The sequence below is a fragment of the Terrabacter aerolatus genome, from assembly GCF_007991735.1.
Taxonomy (GTDB): Bacteria; Actinomycetota; Actinomycetes; order Actinomycetales; family Dermatophilaceae; genus Terrabacter; species Terrabacter aerolatus.
This window is the reverse complement of record NZ_BJYX01000034.1, coordinates 1-17,989: the sequence shown is the minus strand read 5'-3', so window position 1 is coordinate 17,989 and position 17,989 is coordinate 1. Positions and strand designations below refer to the sequence as shown.

Below are 17,989 nucleotides of genomic sequence, written 5' to 3'. Positions count from 1 at the left end.
GCGCGCCTCGGCTCGCCCAACAGGTCAGAACTCGACAAGGTGGTGTCAAGGAATCGTCGGTAGCGGGTCAGAGGGGGAGAAACGTGGGCGTCCAGCTGGTCGATACCTCCCGTTCCGGGGCTTTCGTCCGTTACTGGGTCGCCGACGGCATCTCGAACCTCGGGACGTTCGTCTCGACCCTCGCCCTGCAGCTGCTCCTCATCGAGACCCTCCACGCCGACCAGACCGCGCTCGGCCTCGTCCGGGCCGCGCAGTGGCTGCCCTACCTGCTCTTCGGCCTGCTCGCGGGCGTCGTCGTCGACCGGGTGCGCCGCAAGCCGCTCCTCGTCGTCGCCGACCTGCTCTGCGCCGTGCTGCTCGGCGCCGTCGGGGCGCTCGCCCTGACCGGTCACCTGACGGTGGCGGTCCTGGCCGTCCTCGTCTTCTGCGCCGGGTCGGCGTCGATGTTCTTCACCGCCGCCCACCTGTCGCTGCTGCCGGCCATCGTGCCGAGCGCGGGGCTCGCCCCGGCGAACGCCCGCCTCTCCCAGACCTACTCGGCGACCCGGTCGCTGGGCCCCCTCGTCGGGGGCGCGCTCGTGCGCCTGCTGTCGGCGCCGGTGGCCGTGCTCGTCGACGCGGTGTCGTATGCCGTGTCGGCCCTCGTGCTCGCCACCGTCCGCGTCGAGGAGGCGCGTCCCGAGCAGGCCACCGAGCGGCACCTCTGGACCGAGCTGCGCGAGGGAGCCGCGTGGGTCTACCGGCACCCGACGTTGCGCCCGTACGCCGTGTCCCTGCACCTCTGGTTCTTCGCCAACGCCATGGTCACGACGGTGCTCGTCTACTTCGCCACGACCGAGCTGCACCTCGACGCGCTCGCCGTCGGCCTCGTCCTCGCCGCGACCGGCGTGACCGGCGTCCTCGGGGCCGGGCTCGCCCCGCGCCTCGGTCGACGCTTCGGCACCGGCCCGGTGGTCACGACGGCGGGGTGGCTCAGCCCCGCGGCATACGCCCTCCTGCTGCTCGCCCGGCCGGGGACGTATGCCGTCGTGTGGCCTCTCGTGGCCAACGCGCTCTTCGGGATCGCGATGGGGCTCAAGGGGCCGCTCGACATGAGCTACCGCAACCTCGTGACGCCCGACCGGCTGAGGGGGCGCATGAACGCGACGATCCGCTCGTTCAACTGGGGTTCGATCGCCGTGGCGGCGCCGCTCGGTGGCGCGATGGCGGCCGCGTGGGGGAACCGAACGGCCATCGCGGCCGGGGTCGTCGGGCTCGTGGTGTCGGCGCTCGTCCTGTGGTGCTCGCCCTACCGCGGCATCACGGTCGAGGGCGAGCGCCCGGGACGGACCGGGCTCAGTCGCGAGCCGTGAGCGCCTGCTTCCACGACACGCGGCCCCGGTTCTGCAGGAGCGAGCGGCGGTAGATTCGCTCGCCGACGACGACGGTCACGGCGGAGAAGGCCGCCATGATCAGGAGCGCGAGCACCGGCTCCCACCAGGCCGCGTCACCGGCCAGCAGGCGCCCCGGCATCGACACGACCGACGCGATCGGCACGAACGAGGCCACCTCGAGGGCGCGACCGCTCAGTCCGAAGCTCGCGACGTAGACCGCCATGATGATCATCGTCATCGGGGCCGTCGTCGACTGGAGGTCCTCGGTGCGTGAGGCGAGGGCGCCCGCGACGGCGTAGAGGCAGGCCAGGGCGAAGAAGCCGACGGCGAAGAAGAGCACGAACCACACGACGGCGGTCGAGAGCGTGGGCAGGAGCGTCGACGCGTCGGTGAACGACACCGCGACGAGACCCACGGCCGCGAAGAGGACCACCTGGCCGAGGGCGATGACCGAGTTGCCGAGGATCTTCCCGGCGAGCAGCTGCCGCAAGGGGATCGCCGTCGCGAGGATCTCGACGAGGCGCGACTGCTTCTCCTCGACGACGCTGGCCGCGATCTGCTGGCCGAACATCATCGCGGCCATGAAGAAGAGCAGGGCGAAGGCGAACGTCGCTCCCTTGACGAGGCCGCTGTTGCCGATCTGGCCGTCGAAGCGGGTCGTCGTCAGGGTCGTGCCCAGCTCGAGGGCCTGGACGGTGGTGCCCGCGGCCGCGGCGTTGCGCTCGAGCGCCGTGTCGCGCAAGGCGGTCTCGACGGCCGTGCGCAGGGCGAGGTCGGCGTCGTCCGCGGACGTCAGCGTCCAGCCCGAGCCGGTCTGGTGCAGCCACGCGTCGGCGGTGCCGCCGTCGACGAGGGCGCGCGCGGCCGGTGCGCCCGAGACGACCGTCGCCTCGACGGTGACCTTGTCGTCGGCGCGGTGCGCGGAGGTGGCGGCGCGCTCGACGAGCTGGCGGCCCTCCGCGCCGGCCACGGCCACGGTGTAGGTCGTCGTCCGGCTGCCCTGCCACACCGAGAAGGCCCCGAAGCCGGCGATGAAGACGAGGGTGATGAGGGTCGAGACGATGAAGGCGCGGTTCGTCAGGCGCACGACGATCTCGCGCAGGGCGACGATCGCCCACGGGCGGCCGACCCCCTCGTCGAGCGAGAGGGCGTCGCTGACGGTGTCGTCGACGGGGGGTCGGGTCACGGTGGTCATGCGGTCACCTCACGGTAGATCTGGGCCAGGCTGGGTCGCTGGGGCGAGAACTCGTGCACCTCGCCGCGGCGCAGAGCCTCCTCGAGCAGGCGCCGCTCGGCGCCGTGCTCGACGACCTCCAGCAGGGCCGTCGGCCCGTCGACGTCGACGGCGTGGATGCCTGCGACGTCGCGGACCCAGCCCGCGTCGCCCGACAGGACGAGCCGGTGCCGCGCGACGGAGTGCGAGCGCAGGTCCTCGGGGGTGCCAGAGGCGACGACGTGCCCCCGCGCCAGCACGACGAGGCGCTCGCAGAGACGCTCGACGAGGTCGAGCTGGTGGGAGGAGAAGAGCACCGGCACGCCGCGTGACGTGTGCTCGCGCAGCAGGTCGGCCATGCTGTCGACGGCTGCCGGGTCGAGGCCGCTGAACGGCTCGTCGAGCACGAGGGCCCGCGGGCGACCCATGAGGGCGGCCACGATCTGCACGCGCTGCTGGTTGCCGAGGGAGAGCTTCTCGACGTGGTCCTTGGCGCGGTCGGCGAGGCCGAGCCGCTCGAGGTGGCTCGTCACCGAGGCCCGGGCCGCCGTGGCTCCCAGCCCGCGCAGCCGGCCGAGGTAGACGAGCTGGTCGAGCACCGCCTGCTTGGGATAGAGGCCGCGCTCCTCCGGCATGTAGCCGAAGGTGCGCCGGTCGAGCTGGGTGATGGGCCGGCCGTCCCACAGCACCTCGCCGCCGGTGGGGGACAGGACGCCCATGACCATGCGCATCGTCGTCGTCTTGCCCGCGCCGTTGCCGCCGACGAAGCCCGTGAGGGTGCCGGCGCTGACGGTGAAACTGACGTCGTCGACGGCGCGGATGTCGCCGAACGTGCGGGAGAGGTGCCGCAGCTCGATGTCGGCGGTGGCCCGCGGGCCGGCGCCCGGTCCGGTGGTCTGGTCCCCGATGGTGCTCATGCCCCCGACGGTAGGCGCCCGACGGTAGGCGCGGGATCAGCCGCGGGGTGGATCCGCTGCATCCCCCGGCAGGATGAGCCCGGCCTCGTAGGCGAGCACGACGGCCTGGACCCGGTCGCGCAGGTGCAGCTTGGCGAAGACGTTGGACAGGTGGGTCTTGACGGTCGCCTCGCCGACGAAGAGCCGGGAGGCCACCTCGGCGTTGGACAGGCCCCGCCCGACGAGACCGAGGACCTCGAGCTCGCGCGGGGTCAGGTCGTCGAGACGCTCGTCGCGGGACCCTCGGCGACCGGTGTTCTCGGCGGGGCCGGTCGAGCCGGCCATCTGCTCGATGACCCGGCGGGTGACCTCGGGGGCCAGCAGCGCATGACCGCCCGCCACGGCACGGACCGCCTCGACGAGGTGCTCGGCGTCAGAGTTCTTGAGCAGGAAGCCGCTGGCCCCGGCGCCGAGACCGGCGAAGACGTAGTCGTCACGGTCGAAGGTCGTGAGGATGACGACCTTCGACGCGCCGTCTGCCACGATCCTGCGGGTGGCCTCGATGCCGTCCATGACGGGCATCTGCACGTCCATGAGCACGACGTCGGGGCGCAGCTCACGAGTCAGTCGCACGGCCTCGTCCCCGTCGCTCGCCTCACCGACGACCTCGAGGTCCTCCTCGACCGACAGGATGAGCGAGAAGCCCGACCGCACGAGCCGGTGGTCGTCGACGAGCAGCACCCGCGTCGGCGCGGTCACGACGCCTCCTCGGGCAGCGGCATGCGCACGCGGACGCGGTAGCCGCCCGTGACGCGCGGTCCGATCTCGCTCGTCCCGCCGTGGGTCGAGAGGCGTTCGCGGACCCCGAGGAGGCCGAGGCCGGTCCCCGACGTGCCCGAGCGCGGGCGACCGCCGTCGAGCACCTCGACCTCGGCGTACCCGTGCGCGAAGCCGTGCTCGGGTCGGCGGTCGACGCGGACGAAGACGGTCGCCGAGGTGGCCGTCGAGTGGCGTCGCACGTTGGCGAGGGCCTCCTGGGCCGTGCGGTAGAGGGAGAGCCCCAACGGTGCCGGGACCGAGGCGACGGCGCCGGAGGAGTCCTCGACGACGTGGCACTCGACGTCGAGACCCTGCGTCGAGGCCGCTCGCGCCAGAGCGGGCACGTCGGCGAGCACGGGCTCGGGCGCCCGGGTGCGCTCGCGTGGGGGCGAGCCGTCCGGTGACGCCTCGACGTCGTCGGCGCGCAGCGTCCCGAGCAGTCCCCGCATCTGGGCGACGGCCTCGCGCGAGGACGTCTCGACCGAGCGGAGGGCGCCTTCGGCCGCGTCGGCGTCGCGCCGCAGCACCCGCCGCGCGGCCGCCGCTTGGATCCCGATGACGGAGATGTGGTGGGCGACGACGTCGTGCAGCTCCCGGGCGATGCGCAACCGCTCCTCGACGACCGCCTGGCGCCGCAGCCCGGCGGCCTGCGCCTCGATGGTCCGGGCCTGGTCGGTCACCCGGTCCCGGCGCATCGCCGAGCGCCACGCGGCCTGCCCTCCGACGATGGCGCCGCCGAAGTAGAAGGCGTTGATGAGCAGGCTGTAGACGACGTAGGCCGTCGCCGGACCGAAGAGGCCCTGCCGCCGGGGCAGCCGGCCGTTGCGGCTCAGCGCCTGCTCGATGCCCGAGCCCACGGCGAACTGCCACGTCAGCCAGCCGAACATCAGCAGCACGATCGCGACGACGACACCGATCATGAGGCGGCGGTCGCGGGCCCAGGCGACACCGGTGAAGATGGCGACGAAGTAGACGACCTGCATCGGCACCGACGCGACGACCCCGGGCATCGTGATGCCGACGACGAAGAAGTGCAGCGACAGTCCGGCGGCCACGACGAGCGGCCATCGCCGTCTCCAGACGAGCGGCAGCGTGCCCGAGAGGACGACGAGGTGCGGCCACAGCCACGAGTCCTGGAACGAGCCGAGGGCGTCGACGCTGCGCAGCAGCTCGACGCCGAGCGAGCCGGTGACGAGGAAGGCCAGCGCCAGCCACGTGTCGAGCCGTCGGGTCCGGGCAGGGTCGGCCGGGACGCGGACCCAGTCGGTGTCGACGCCGAAGTAGGTCTGCACCCGCGCCACGAGCGCTGTCCACCGGCGGTCCATGGGCCCAGCCTAGGCAGACGGGGCACGGACCCGGGTCCCCCTCGAGGGGGAGACCGTGGCGGCGGTACGGTCGGCGCATGGGTGTGACCTCCTCCGTCCTCGACGTCCCGACGATGCGCTCCCGCCTCGATCGCCTGCGCCGTCACGCGGCCGTCGCCGGTGTCGCTGCGACCGTGGTCTCCCCGGGCTCGGACCTGCGCTACCTCACCGGGATCGCCGGCTCCTCGTTCGAGCGGCTCACGGCCCTGGTCGTGCCGACCGACGGCGCCGTGGCTCCGGTGTTCGTCTCGCCCGCGCTGGAGTACGCCGGTCTCGGCCACGTGCCGCTCGCCGACCTCGGCGTCGAGGTGCGCACGTGGGTCGACGGGGAGGACCCCTACGCCCTCGCGCTCGGCGGCGTGCCGACCGGACGGGTCGCCGTCTCGGACATGACGCCGGCACTGCATCTGCTGCGGCTGCGCGATGCCGGGGCCGCCGACCAGCAGCTCGCCGGTCCCGTCCTGCGCGAGCTGCGCATGCGCAAGGACGCCGCCGAGCTCGCGGAGCTGCGTGCGGCCGGGGCGGCGATCGACCGGGTCCACGCGCGTGTCCACGAGTGGCTCCGCGCTGGCCGCTCCGAGGCCGACGTGGCCGCCGACATCGCCCGCGCCATCGTCGAGGAGGGCCACGCCACAGCCGATTTCGTCATCGTCGGCTCGGGTCCCAACGGCGCGAGCCCCCACCACTCCGTCAGCGACCGCGTCATCGAGGGCGGGGACGTCGTCGTCGTCGACATCGGCGGCCCGTTGCCCTCCGGCTACGGCTCGGACAGCACGAGGACGTATGCCGTGGGCACGCCCCGTGAGCGCGACGTGGCCTCGGCCTACGCCGCGTTGCAGGCGGCGCAGCAGGCGTCCGTCGAGTCGGTGCGGCCGGGCGTGACGTGTGAGGCGATCGACCGCGCGGCCCGGGACGTCCTGGCCGAGGCCGGTCTCGCCGAGCACTTCATCCACCGCACGGGGCACGGCATCGGTCTCGACGGTCACGAGGAGCCCTATGTCGTGGCGGGCAACGACCTGCCCGTCGAGGCGGGGATGACGTTCAGCATCGAGCCCGGCGTCTACCTCGCCGGTCGCTGGGGCGCCCGCATCGAGGACATCGTCGCCGTGACCGACGACGGGGTCGAGCGCTTCAACACCCGCCCGACCGACCTCGTCGTCCTCTGACCCCACGCCCCGTCGGGCGGGCCCGTCCCCACGTCGAGTGGGCACTTTGCTCCGGGTCGACACGTCGACCGGTGACTCGGGACGCCTGACGGTCGTCAGGAGTCGAAGCCGACGCCCACCCGGTCGAGGGCGCGCAGCCACAGGTTGCGACGACCGGTGCGGTCCTCCGCGGCGAGCGACGACCGGGTGGCGCGCACGGCGGCATACCGGATCGGCTCCGGCGGGAAGGGGATCGGCTTGCGGCGCACCATGCCCAGCCTCGTCAGCTCGGTGTCCCGGCCGTCGACGAGGTCGAGCGCGACGGCCGCGCCGAAGCGCGTGGAGGCGACGCCGAGCCCCGTGTAGCCCACGGCATACGCCATTCGTCCGCCGAGCGCGGTGCCGAAGACCGGCGTGAAGCGTGACGTCGTGTCGATGACGCCGGCCCAGCGGTGGGTGAACCGGATGCCCTCGAGCTGCGGGAAGAGGTCGAGGAAGTGGTCGGCGAGCAGGCCGTGCGACGCGTCGCTCTGCTCGAGGGCCGGGTCGATGCGGCCGGGGAAGTGGTAGTTCGCGTCGTAGCCACCGAAGAGCACGCGGTCGTCGAGCGTCCTTCGGTAGTAGTGGAACTGGTTGCCCGCGTCGGTCAGGCCCTCGCGTCCCTTCCAGCCGACCGCGTCGAGCTGGGCCGGGGTCAGGGCCTCGGTCATGAGCACGTGGTCGTAGACCGGGAGCACCCACGCGCTGAACCGTCTGAGCACCCCCTGCGACGCGTTGGTGCCGAGCACGACGCGTCGAGCGTGGATCGAGACGCTGTCGAGCGTGACCCTGACGCCGGCGCCCTCGGTGTCGAATCCCGTTGCGCGCGTGTGCTCGTGGAGTCGCACGCCGAGCGACTCGGCAGCCCGTGCCAGCCCCCAGACGAGGCGTGCGGGGTCGACGAGCGCGACGTCCGGGTCGTACATCCCGGCGAGATAGCGCGGCGAGTCGACACGAGCCCGGGCCTCGGTGGCGTCGAGCAGCTCGACGGGCAGGCCGTGACTGCGATGCAGCTCGAAAGACTCACGGACAGAGGGGATCTGGTGCTCGGTGAGTGCGAGAGTCAGCTCGCCCGGCACGTGGTGGTCCGCGTCGATGTCGTATGCCGTCAGCGTCCTCTCGATGGCCGCGACGTTCTCGGACGCGAGCCGCTCGAGCAGCTCCACCTCGTCGGGCCAGCAGCCGACACCTTGGGCGAGCCCGTGGGTCAGGGACGGCGCCATGAAGCCACCGTTGCGACCGGACGCGCCGTCGGCCAGGCGCCCGGCCTCGATGACGACGACGTCGCGCGAGGGGTCGGCCTCCTTCGCCTGGATCGCGGCCCAGAGTCCGGTGAAGCCACCGCCCACCACGAGCAGGTCGGTGCGCGGCGCGGCGCCCGTCAGGGGAGCGCGCGGTTCGGGCCGCTCGGGGCGGTCGGTCCAGAACGGCACGGGTCGCGCGTCGGCGAGGGCGGCAGCGGCGCGGGGCGAGAGCGGGGAAACAGGCATGACGAGACGGATTCGACCATGCTTGGCTGGGGCCTGTGAACCCCAGTTCGTTCCAGAGCGAAGTCCCTGCCGTGACCGCGACCCCCGACCAGCTCCTGCGCGCCTTCCACGACCAGTCGCGCGCCCCCGTCCCGCTCGGCACACCGGAGCGGCCCGTCGAGCTCGATGGTCCGGTGCGCATGGAGTACGACCTCGACCCGGCCGGTCACTTCGCGATGGTCGAGAGCCCGGACGGGCTCGGAGACGATCCGGACGGCCGCATCGCCCGGGTGCGTGACTTCTTCGCCGAGCGCGGGCGACGCGTCGAGTGGAAGACCTACGACTACGACGAGCCGAGCGACCTCGGCGCGCGCCTCGAGGCAGCGGGCTTCGTCCGCGAGGACGACGAGGCGCTCATCCTCGGTGAGGCGGCCCCCCTCGCGGCCCAGGATCTCGCGCTGCCCGAGGGTGTCGTCGTGCGTGCCGCGGACTGCCTCGAGGACTTCGAGCGGATGCGTGTGATGTCCGAGACCGTGTGGAACGACACCCATGCCTGGGTCACGGAGTCGCTCTATCCCGAGTGGGTGAGCCGCCCGCGCTCGATGGACGTCGTCGTCGTCGAGGAGTCCCGTGGGGGACCGGTGCTCTGCGGCGCCCGCGCCGAGTACGACGACAGCGGGTTCACCGGCCTGTGGGGCGGCTCGACGCTGCCCGAGTGGCGCGGTCGCGGCCTCTACCGCGCGACCCTGCTGCACCGTGCGCGACTCGGTCTCGAGCGCGGCAAGGACTACGTGAGAGTCGACGCCTCGCCCGACTCCGAGCCGATCCTGCGCCGCCTCGGCCTGCACCGCGTCGCCACGACGACCCCCTACGTCTTCGACCCTGCCACGGGACGCCTCTGAGACACTCCTGTGGTGACGAAGGGGCGCGGGAGACGGTGCTGACGCGGGCATCCCGGGATCCGCGGGCCGAGCCGGCCGGTCGCCGACTGCCGGCCGAGCGCCGACTGCCGGCTGAGCGCCGACTGCCGGCTGAGCGCCGACTGCCGGCTGAGCGGCGGTCGCGGTCGCGCGCTCCGCGCACCGCCGTGGTGCTACCCGCCGTCGCGGCGGCGGTCTGGGTGCTCGGCGCGTGCACTGCCGCGGGCACCGACCCGGTTGTGGGAGGCGCCACCGCGGCTGCGCCTGCTTCCGTCTCCGCCGGCACCACCGCGTCGGCGGTCCCCGGACCGGACCCGGCCACGACCCAGCCCGACCCGGGGATGACCCCGATCGAGGCGGCGCCGCAGTGCACCACGACCCGTCCGCTGACGGGCAAGGGACGGGTGCCCCTCGACGCCGTCTTCCCCGGGGCCGAGACGAGCGCGTTCTCCGCCCCCAAGGAGGTCGTGCCGGGTCCCGACGCCGCCGACCCGGCCCGCTGTCCCGGTGGGCTGCCGTCCCGGCCGCACTGCGACGGCCTCGTGCCGTGGACCGACCAGCTCGCCGACGCGTTCGTCCCGGCCAGCCGGGCGCGCCGCCTCGTCGAGGGCTACCTCCTCACGATGCCGAAGCAGGCCGGCAACCAGGCCCCGCCGGAGAGCTCAGCCGGGACGAAGGCCGTCACCTACAGCCTCGTCGACCTCGCCGCGGGCGACCCCGGAGGTCTCGTCGACTACGTCCGCGCCGCGTTCGCGTCCTGCGCCAAGGCCGTGCCGAGCCGCGTCGACGGCGTCGACGCCCTTGTGGGGACGGTGCGGTCGGAGTACGGCGCGGGGTCGGCGGAGGTCGTCCTGCTCCGCCGCGGCAGCCACCTCGTCTGGGCCTCGCTCGACGGCAGCGGATGGGAGCAGGGGGAGGAGCAGCGCGCCCTCGTCGTGCTCGTGGCACGACTGCTCTGAGCGGGCGCTCACCGATGGGTGGGCACCCGTGGGCACGTGACGGCATACGTGGCAGGATTTCCGAGGATCGTGAACCCGCTTCCCAGACAGCAGGAGTTGCAATGCCCATCGCCACCCCCGAGGTGTATGCCGACATGCTCGACCGCGCGAAGGCCGGCTCCTTCGCGTACCCCGCCATCAACGTGTCGAGCTCGCAGACGCTGAACGCCGCGCTCAAGGGCTTCGCCGACGCCGGCTCCGACGGCATCATCCAGGTCTCGACGGGTGGCGCCGACTACCTCTCCGGCCCGAGCATCAAGAACATGGTGAGCGGCTCGCTCGCCTTCGCGGCCTACGCGCACGAGGTGGCCAAGAACTACCCCGTCAACATCGCGCTCCACACCGACCACTGCCCCAAGGACAAGCTCGACGGCTTCGTGCGCCCGCTCCTCGCGGCGAGCACCGAGCGGGTCCAGGCCGGCGGCACGCCGTGGTTCCAGTCGCACATGTGGGACGGCTCGGCCGTGCCGCTCGACGAGAACCTGTCGATCGCGCAGGAGCTGCTCGCCCTCGCCAAGGCCGCGAACGTCATCCTCGAGATCGAGGTCGGCGTCGTCGGCGGCGAGGAGGACGGCGTCGAGGGCGCCATCGACGAGAAGCTCTACTCGACCCCCGAGGACGCCATCGCGACGATCAAGGCGCTCGGCGCCGGCGAGAACGGCCGCTACCTGACGGCCCTGACCTTCGGCAACGTCCACGGCGTCTACAAGCCGGGCAACGTCAAGCTGCGCCCCGAGATCCTCCTGCAGGCCCAGCACGCCGCCGCCGAGGAGCTCGGTCTCTCCGACGACGCGCGCCCCTTCGACCTCGTCTTCCACGGCGGCTCGGGCTCGCTGCCCGAGGAGATCTCGGCCGCCGTCGACAACGGCGTCGTCAAGATGAACGTCGACACCGACACGCAGTACGCCTTCACCCGCTCGATCGCCGGCTGGATGATCGGCAACTACGACGGCGTGCTCAAGGTCGACGGCGAGGTCGGCAACAAGAAGCTGTACGACCCGCGCGCCTGGGGCAAGGCGGCCGAGGAGGCCATGGCAGTTCGCATCGTCGAGGCCTGCACCGCGCTGCGCTCGGCGGGCACGCACCAGTGAGCGACAACCTGCTCGGCATCCCCGAGACCCGTCTCGCCGTCGACCCGGCGGCCGAGAAGCTCGACGCCGGGGTCGACCCGGTGCAGGTGGCGGCCTCCTACCCCGCGAGCTCGCTCGCGTGGGCGGTCCTCGCCGAGGACGCGCTCGCCGACGGCGACCGCGACGTCGAGGCGTACGCCTACGCGCGCACCGGCTACCACCGGGCGCTCGACTCGCTGCGCAAGTCCGGCTGGCGCGGCCAGGGCCCGGTGCCGTGGTCGCACGAGCCGAACCGCGGCTTCCTGCGGGCGCTGGCGGCGCTCGCTCGCGCCGCCCGCGCCATCGGCGAGAGCGACGAGGAGGCCCGCTGCACGCAGTTCCTGCGCGACAGCTCGGCCGAGGGTGCGCGCGAGCTCGGTCTGTGACCGGCCTGACCGGCCTGACCGGCCGCACCTGCGCATGACGCTCTTCTGCTCCGACGTCGACGGCACGCTGCTCGACCACCGGCGCACCCTCTCCGACCGCACCGTCGCCGCCATCCGGGCGGTGCGGTCGGCGGGGCACACCTTCGTGCTCTGCAGCTCGCGCATGCCGGCGTCCCTCGAGGGTCTCGAGCGTCTCTGCGGCGTCGAGCCGACCCCGCTCATCGCGTACAACGGCGGTCTCGTGCTGCGTGCCGACCGCACGGTCGTCACCGACGTGCCGATCACGCCTGACGACGCGCGGGAGGCGTATGCCGTGTGCTCACGGCTGGGCCTGCACGCGAGCTTCTTCGCGGGTGACGACTGGCACGCCTGGGGCCCCGACGAGTGGGCCGAGCGCGAGGCGACGATCACCGCCGTCGACCCGAGCGAAGGCTCGGCCCACGACTACGTCGCGTCGGGCCGCGTCGACCGGCACCCGCCGCACAAGGTGATGGCCATGGGCGACCCGGCGCTCGTCGACGAGCTCGAGGCGGCGCTCGCCGACCGCCCCGGCATGGTGACGTACCGGTCCAGGGCCACCTACCTCGAGATCGCCAACTCTGCCTGCTCGAAGGGCGACGGGCTGCGCGCCCTCGCCGGCGAGCTCGGCGTCGACCTGGCCGACACGGTCTTCTTCGGTGACAACCACAACGACGTCTCGGCGTTCGCCGTGGCCGGCACGGCCGTGGCCGTCTCCAACGCCGTCGAGCCGGCGCTCGACGCGGCGCACGTCGTCACCGCCCACCACCGCGAGGACGGCGTCGCCGCCTACCTCGAGGACTGGCTCGCCGCCCACTGACCGCGCTCGCTGCCCGATGCTTGACCCTGACACCGTGTCAGACGATCCGATGGACGCACCATGTTGAGTATCGGAGACTTCGCCCGGCTGGCCGGGGTGTCGGTGCGCATGCTGCGCCACTACGACGCCCTCGGCCTGCTGCGACCTGCCCGCGTCGACCCGTCGTCGGGCTACCGGTCCTACTCGGCCGGCCAGCTCGACCGGGCCAACCGGCTCGTGGCGCTCAAGGACCTCGGGTTCACCCTCGAGGACTGCGGGCGCCTCCTCGAGGACGACGTGCCGGCCGAGCAGCTGCGCGGCATGCTGCGGCTGCGTCGGGCCGAGCTGGCCGAGCAGATCCAGGCCGACCGCGCACGGCTCGAGCAGGTCGAGCGACGTCTCCGGATGATCGAGAAGGAGCACACCATGTCATCGTCCGTCACCCTCGACGTCTTCCGCGAGCAGCCCCTGCCCGCCGTCCGCGTCGTCCGGCGCAGCAGCCGCGTCACCGAGGGCCAGCAGGTCGGCGAGGTCGTCGGGCCTCTCTTCGGCCAGGTCGAGGAGGCCGTGCGCGGCGCGCACGTCGAGCCGGCCGGGCCCTCGATGGGGCACTACACGATGGAGGGCGACGAGCTGGTCGCCGCGGCGGCCTACCCGGTCGGGCCCGAGGTGGGCGAGGCCGAAGCGTCGGCCGCCGGCCTCGAGCTGGCCGAGCTCGAGGCGCAGCCCCGGGCGCTCGTGACGACCCTGCGCGGGCCGCTCGGCGGCATCGGGGAGGCGTGGCAGACCCTGTCGCGCGAGGTCGAGTCGCGCGGCCTGTCGTTCGCGGGCCCGTGCCGCGAGGTCTACCACGTCGCCGACCTGGACGACCCCGACCACTGGGTCATCGAACTGCAGCAGCCCGTCGCCTGACGCCCCCAGCCCGGCGACACGTGCTGGGCACTCCCAGTCGGCTCCGGTCCGTCGACCTGTCGGCGGACCGGAGCCGGATGGTGGGACCGAACCGTCGTCCCCACCCCCTCGCGACCACACCTGACGGTCCACAGGAGCAGGGCTGTGGCTGGTGCGCGCCGACGCGACGCGCGACGGTCGGTCCATGCAGCTCTCGCTCATCGCCCGCGAAGACGTCTTCCCCTGTCGCGCGCCCTCGCGGTCGGGATCGACCGGCCCGAGCTGCGGCGGCTGGTTCGTACCGGGGCCGTGCACCGGCTCCACCACGGATGGTTCGCCACCCGCACGCCCGTCGACGACGAGGATCTCCACGGCCTGCGCCTCGCGGCCCTGCTGCAGCAGTATGCCGGTCGCGCCGTCGCGAGCGACGCCTCGGCCCTGCTCCGGCTGGGCTTGCCCACCTACGAGCCGGACTGGTCGGTGGCGCACCTGCTGCGGACGGAGCCGACCGGTGCCCGTCGCGACAAGGCGCATCGCAAGGCCGACCTCGTCGTGCGCCCGGCCCTCGTCCACCCGGAGGCAGCACGGCTGCACTCGGCCGACGGTGCCGCCCATCCAGCCGTCGCCGCCGTGCTCGCCGGGCTGTCCGCCCCCTGCGCGCTGCTCGTCCCGGCCGACGCGGCTCTGAGGGCCGGGCGGGTGACCCGCACGGACCTCGCGCTCGCGGTGGAGGTGGTCGGCCGCCGCCCCGGCATCGAGCGGGTCCGGGCCGCCCTGCCCCGGTGCGACGCCCGGCACGAGTCGCCGGGCGAGACCGTGGCCGCCTGGGTGCTGCACCACCTCGGTCACCGCACCGTGCCCCAGTTCGTCGTGCCCGGCACCGAGGCCCTGACGCCGGGCGGACGCGGCTACCGGGCCGATCTCGGGATCGTCGGCACGCGCGTGCTCGTGGAGTTCGACGGCCGCGCGAAGTACGCCGCTCCGCAGGACCTCTGGGAGGAGAAGCGACGCGAGGACCGTATCCGCTCGCTCGGCTGGGAGGTCGTCCGGCTGACGTGGGCCGACCTGCACCGACCCGAGCGCGTGCGCGCGCTCGTCGAGGCGGCGCTGCGCCGGGCGGCAGGTCGGGCCTCCGGCACGGGTTCGGCGCGCTGAGCCGGCTTCGGTCCCGTGACCTGTCGTGGGACCGGACCTGCCTTGCGCGACCCGGAGCGGATCGCAGGACCGAGGGCGCAGGCGGGCGGCGTCCGTGGCACGGGCCGGCAACCGATAACCTTGCGGTTGGCTTGGACCACAACCGGAAGGCAGACCGATGCCGGCAATCGTGCTCGTCGGAGCGCAGTGGGGTGACGAGGGCAAGGGCAAGGCGACCGACCTGCTGGGCAGCAGCGTCGACTACGTCGTCAAGTTCAACGGCGGCAACAACGCCGGCCACACCGTCGTCATCGAGAAGGACGGCAAGCGCGAGAAGTACGCGCTGCACCTGCTGCCCTCCGGCATCCTCAGCCCCAACTGCGTGCCCGTCATCGGCAACGGCGTCGTCATCGACCTCTCGGTGCTCTTCGAGGAGCTCGACGGCCTGGAGGCGCGCGGCGTCGACACGAGCAAGCTGCTCGTCAGCGCCAACGCGCACGTCATCCCGAGCTACAACCGCACCATCGACAAGGTGACCGAGCGCTTCCTCGGCAAGCGCCGCATCGGCACGACGGGTCGCGGCATCGGCCCGACCTACGCCGACAAGATGAACCGCGTCGGCATCCGCATCCAGGACCTCTACGACGAGGGCATCCTGCGCCAGAAGGTCGAGGCGGCCCTCGAGCTGAAGAACCAGCTCCTGGCCAAGATCTACAACACGCGCGCCGCCGCCGTCGACGAGGTCGTCGAGGAGCTGCTGTCGTATGCCGCCCGCCTCGCTCCCATGGTCGCCGACACGAGCCTCGTGCTGAGCCAGGCGCTCGACCGCGGCGAGACGGTGCTCTTCGAGGCGGGGCAGGCGACACTGCTCGACGTCGACCACGGCACCTACCCCTACGTCACCTCGAGCAACGCGGTCTCGGCCGGCGCGTGCACCGGCTCCGGCGTCCCGCCGACCCGCATCGACTCGGTCATCGCGATCCTCAAGGCCTACACGACCCGCGTCGGCGAAGGGCCGTTCCCGACCGAGCTGCACGACGACATGGGCGAGTTCCTGCGCAAGACCGGAGCCGAGTACGGCACCACGACCGGCCGTCCGCGCCGCTGCGGCTGGATGGACACCGTCGTCGGTCGCTACGCGACCCGGATCAACGGCGTCACCGACTTCGTCATCACCAAGCTCGACGTCCTCACCGGTCTCGACACGGTCCCGGTGTGCGTCGCCTACGACGTGGGCGGCGTGCGCCACGACGAGATGCCCGTCAACCAGACCGACTTCCACCACGCGACCCCGATCTACGAGGAGCTGCCCGGCTGGTGGGAGGACATCACCGCCTGCCGCACCTTCGAGGACCTGCCGGCGAACGCGCAGGCCTACGTGCTGCGCGTCGAGGAGCTCATCGGCGCCCGGGTCTCCGCCATCGGGGTCGGTCCCGGCCGCGACGAGATCATCGAGCGCTTCCCGCTCAAGCCCGCCGTCGCGGGCTGACGCGTCCACGCGTCACCTGAGCACATGGCATACGAAAGCCTCTGTAACTGAAGGGAACCCATGACTGAAGAGGTCACCCCGATCGACTGGGTCACACGTCTGGCCGACGACGTGATCGCCGAGGCGCAGGAGCGCAACCCCGGCGAGACGATCGTCTGCGCGTCGGGCATCAGCCCGTCCGGTCCGATCCACCTCGGCAACTTCCGCGAGCTCATCACGCCGCACCTCGTCGCCGACGAGATCAAGCGGCGCGGGATCGACTGCGAGCACATCCTCAGCTGGGACGACTTCGACCGCTTCCGCCGCGTGCCCAAGAACCTTGCGGGAGTGGACGACTCGTGGGAGCAGTACATCGGTATGCCGCTGACCGCGGTGCCGCCGCCGGCCGGGTCGCCGCACGCGAGCTGGGCCGAGCACTTCAAGGCGCCGCTCATCGAGGCGATGGAGGCCACCGGCATCGAGGTGCGCCAGATCAGCCAGACCGAGCAGTACCGCGCCGGCGTCTACCGCGACCAGGTGCTGCTCGCGATGCGTGAGCGCACCGCCATCGACACGGTGCTCGACCAGTACCGCACGCTCGAGGCCGTCGAGGCGGCCCGCCAGAAGTCGAGCGGCAAGGCCAAGGGCGGTCAGCAGCAGCAGCAGAAGGCGGCCAAGCTCACCGAGGAGCAGGCCGCCGCCGCCACCGAGGCCGAGCGCGGCTCCGGCGCGGCGTCCGAGGACGACGGCAGCGAGGGCAAGGCGGGCTACTACCCGTTCAAGCCCTTCTGCAGCTCGTGCGGCACCGACTTCACGACCGTCACGGCCTACGACGACGACAGTCACGAGCTCAGCTACGACTGCACGAGGTGCGGTCACACCGAGACCGTCGACCTCGACACCTTCACCAACGGCAAGCTCGTGTGGAAGGTCGACTGGCCGATGCGCTGGGCCCACGAGCGCGTGATGTTCGAGCCGTCCGGCGTCGACCACCAGAGCCCCGGCAGCAGCTTCGTCGTCGGCAAGGACCTCGCGCCGATCTTCGGCTGGGAGCGCCCGGTCGGCCCGATGTACGCCTTCGTGGGCATCGCCGGCATGGCCAAGATGAGCTCGAGCAAGGGCGGCGTGCCGATCCCGACCGACGCGCTCGAGGTCATGGAGGCGCCGGTGCTGCGCTGGCTCTACGCCCGTCGCCGCCCGAACCAGAGCTTCGACGTCGCGTTCGGTCCGGAGCTGCAGCGCCTCTACGACGAGTGGGATGCGTTGGGGCGCAAGGTCGCCGACGGATCGGCCCAGGCCGGAGACCTCGCGGCACACCTGCGGGCGACGTCGACCGCCTCGGGTCCGCTGCCCACGACGCCGCGCCCGATGCCGTTCCGCACCATCGCGTCGGTCATCGACGTCACCCAGGGCGACGAGGAGCAGGCCGTCCGCATCCTCAGCGAGCTCGAGCCCGACCACCCGGTGGGCTCCACCGACGACCTGAGGCCCCGGCTCGACCGCGCCGAGCGCTGGATGCTCGGCTACGTCCCGGCCGAGGACCGCACGATCGTGCGAACCGAGCCCGACGCCGAGCTGCTCGGCAGCCTCGACGAGCAGCAGCAGGAAGCACTGCGACTGCTCGCCGACGGCCTCGACCAGCACTGGTCGCTCGACGGGCTGACCCACCTCGTCTACGGCGTCCCCAAGGTCCAGCGCGGCATCGACCCCGACGCCAAGGTCAAGGACCCCGAGCTGTCGGCCGCCCAGCGCGCCTTCTTCGTGCTCGTCTACCGCCTGCTCGTCGGCAAGGACACGGGACCGCGACTGCCCACGCTGCTCCTCGCGGTCGGCGCCGATCGCGTGCGCACCCTCGTCGGGCACTGAGCCCGGCGCCCTGACCGCGCCCCACCCGCCGCACGAAAGTGCCCACTCGACGTCGGTCGAGTGGGCACTTTCGCGCGGCGGG

The 17,989-nt window shown here is 72.7% G+C and carries 16 protein-coding genes; 11 read left to right on the top strand and 5 right to left on the bottom strand.

Translation table 11 applies throughout. The features are described from left to right. The first annotated feature begins 83 nt into the window (after nt 1-83). On the top strand, nt 84-1,352 hold the full coding sequence (locus TAE01_RS19255) for an MFS transporter (RefSeq protein ID WP_186815302.1): 1,269 nt from the start codon (nt 84-86) through the stop codon (nt 1,350-1,352). Here the strand turns inward: TAE01_RS19255 and TAE01_RS19250 are convergent. The 4 genes from TAE01_RS19250 to TAE01_RS19235 are packed head-to-tail and all read right to left on the bottom strand — an operon-like array spanning nt 1,336 to nt 5,626. Continuing rightward, nucleotides 1,336-2,568, bottom strand: coding sequence for an ABC transporter permease (locus tag TAE01_RS19250; RefSeq protein WP_147068430.1), 1,233 nt, complete (start codon nt 2,566-2,568; stop codon nt 1,336-1,338). The genes TAE01_RS19255 and TAE01_RS19250 overlap by 17 nt on opposite strands. Continuing rightward, the gene (locus TAE01_RS19245) at nt 2,565-3,503 is read right to left on the bottom strand and encodes an ABC transporter ATP-binding protein (RefSeq protein ID WP_147068429.1); all 939 of its coding nucleotides are present in this window, start codon (nt 3,501-3,503) and stop codon (nt 2,565-2,567) included. Before TAE01_RS19245 ends, TAE01_RS19250 begins: the two co-directional genes overlap by 4 nt. Before the next feature lie 36 nt (nt 3,504-3,539). After that, nucleotides 3,540-4,241 carry a response regulator gene (locus TAE01_RS19240; protein ID WP_147068428.1) on the bottom strand — a complete coding sequence of 234 codons (702 nt, stop codon included), beginning with the start codon at nt 4,239-4,241 and terminating at the stop codon, nt 3,540-3,542. Then, a complete protein-coding gene (locus TAE01_RS19235) occupies nt 4,238-5,626 on the bottom strand; it encodes a sensor histidine kinase (RefSeq protein ID WP_147068427.1) in 1,389 nt (462 codons plus the stop codon). The genes TAE01_RS19240 and TAE01_RS19235 overlap by 4 nt, the downstream gene beginning before the upstream one ends. Nucleotides 5,627-5,703: 77 nt before the next feature. On the opposite strand from TAE01_RS19235, the gene TAE01_RS19230 reads away from it, so the two are divergent. Then, nucleotides 5,704-6,831: a M24 family metallopeptidase gene (locus TAE01_RS19230; protein ID WP_147068426.1), complete on the top strand. Its 1,128-nt coding sequence runs from the start codon at nt 5,704-5,706 to the stop codon at nt 6,829-6,831. Between the two features lie 95 nt (nt 6,832-6,926). Here the strand turns inward: TAE01_RS19230 and TAE01_RS19225 are convergent, their stop codons facing one another. Then, nucleotides 6,927-8,339: an NAD(P)/FAD-dependent oxidoreductase gene (locus tag TAE01_RS19225; RefSeq protein WP_147068425.1), complete on the bottom strand. Its 1,413-nt coding sequence runs from the start codon at nt 8,337-8,339 to the stop codon at nt 6,927-6,929. Nucleotides 8,340-8,410: 71 nt separating this feature from the next. On the opposite strand from TAE01_RS19225, the gene TAE01_RS19220 reads away from it, so the two are divergent. From TAE01_RS19220 to lysS, 9 genes are all read left to right on the top strand, one after another. Further along, entirely contained in the window at nt 8,411-9,220 is an 810-nt protein-coding gene (locus TAE01_RS19220) for a GNAT family N-acetyltransferase (protein WP_147068424.1), read from the top strand. Nucleotides 9,221-9,405: 185 nt separating this feature from the next. Then, a complete protein-coding gene (locus tag TAE01_RS19215) occupies nt 9,406-10,197 on the top strand; it encodes a hypothetical protein (RefSeq protein WP_147068423.1) in 792 nt (263 codons plus the stop codon). Between the two features lie 101 nt (nt 10,198-10,298). Beyond that, nucleotides 10,299-11,327: a class II fructose-bisphosphate aldolase gene (gene fbaA / locus TAE01_RS19210; protein ID WP_147068422.1), complete on the top strand. Its 1,029-nt coding sequence runs from the start codon at nt 10,299-10,301 to the stop codon at nt 11,325-11,327. Beyond that, the gene (locus tag TAE01_RS19205; RefSeq protein WP_147068421.1) at nt 11,324-11,731 is read left to right on the top strand and encodes a DUF3151 domain-containing protein; all 408 of its coding nucleotides are present in this window, start codon (nt 11,324-11,326) and stop codon (nt 11,729-11,731) included. Before fbaA ends, TAE01_RS19205 begins: the two co-directional genes overlap by 4 nt. Nucleotides 11,732-11,765: 34 nt before the next feature. Next, on the top strand, nt 11,766-12,569 hold the full coding sequence (locus tag TAE01_RS19200) for a Cof-type HAD-IIB family hydrolase (RefSeq protein ID WP_147068420.1): 804 nt from the start codon (nt 11,766-11,768) through the stop codon (nt 12,567-12,569). Nucleotides 12,570-12,629: 60 nt separating this feature from the next. Further along, entirely contained in the window at nt 12,630-13,460 is an 831-nt protein-coding gene (locus TAE01_RS19195; protein WP_147068419.1) for a MerR family transcriptional regulator, read from the top strand. A gap of 288 nt (nt 13,461-13,748) precedes the next feature. Next, a complete protein-coding gene (locus TAE01_RS19190) occupies nt 13,749-14,594 on the top strand; it encodes a putative endonuclease domain-containing protein (protein ID WP_147068418.1) in 846 nt (281 codons plus the stop codon). A 157-nt stretch (nt 14,595-14,751) separates the two neighbouring features. Then, a complete protein-coding gene (locus TAE01_RS19185; RefSeq protein ID WP_147068417.1) occupies nt 14,752-16,062 on the top strand; it encodes an adenylosuccinate synthase in 1,311 nt (436 codons plus the stop codon). 60 nt (nt 16,063-16,122) lie between these two features. Further along, nucleotides 16,123-17,907: a lysine--tRNA ligase gene (gene lysS, locus TAE01_RS19180; RefSeq protein WP_147068416.1), complete on the top strand. Its 1,785-nt coding sequence runs from the start codon at nt 16,123-16,125 to the stop codon at nt 17,905-17,907. Nucleotides 17,908-17,989: the final 82 nt, after the last annotated feature.

Coding starts and splice junctions, on each gene's coding strand:
- TAE01_RS19250 (WP_147068430.1), bottom strand. CDS start 2,568: ATGACCACCGTGACCCGACCCCCCGTCGACGACACCGTCAGCGACGCC.
- TAE01_RS19245 (WP_147068429.1), bottom strand. CDS start 3,503: ATGAGCACCATCGGGGACCAGACCACCGGACCGGGCGCCGGCCCGCGG.
- TAE01_RS19235 (WP_147068427.1), bottom strand. CDS start 5,626: ATGGACCGCCGGTGGACAGCGCTCGTGGCGCGGGTGCAGACCTACTTC.
- TAE01_RS19230 (WP_147068426.1), top strand. CDS start 5,704: ATGGGTGTGACCTCCTCCGTCCTCGACGTCCCGACGATGCGCTCCCGC.
- TAE01_RS19225 (WP_147068425.1), bottom strand. CDS start 8,339: ATGCCTGTTTCCCCGCTCTCGCCCCGCGCCGCTGCCGCCCTCGCCGAC.
- fbaA (WP_147068422.1), top strand. CDS start 10,299: ATGCCCATCGCCACCCCCGAGGTGTATGCCGACATGCTCGACCGCGCG.
- TAE01_RS19200 (WP_147068420.1), top strand. CDS start 11,766: ATGACGCTCTTCTGCTCCGACGTCGACGGCACGCTGCTCGACCACCGG.
- TAE01_RS19195 (WP_147068419.1), top strand. CDS start 12,630: ATGTTGAGTATCGGAGACTTCGCCCGGCTGGCCGGGGTGTCGGTGCGC.
- TAE01_RS19185 (WP_147068417.1), top strand. CDS start 14,752: ATGCCGGCAATCGTGCTCGTCGGAGCGCAGTGGGGTGACGAGGGCAAG.
- lysS (WP_147068416.1), top strand. CDS start 16,123: ATGACTGAAGAGGTCACCCCGATCGACTGGGTCACACGTCTGGCCGAC.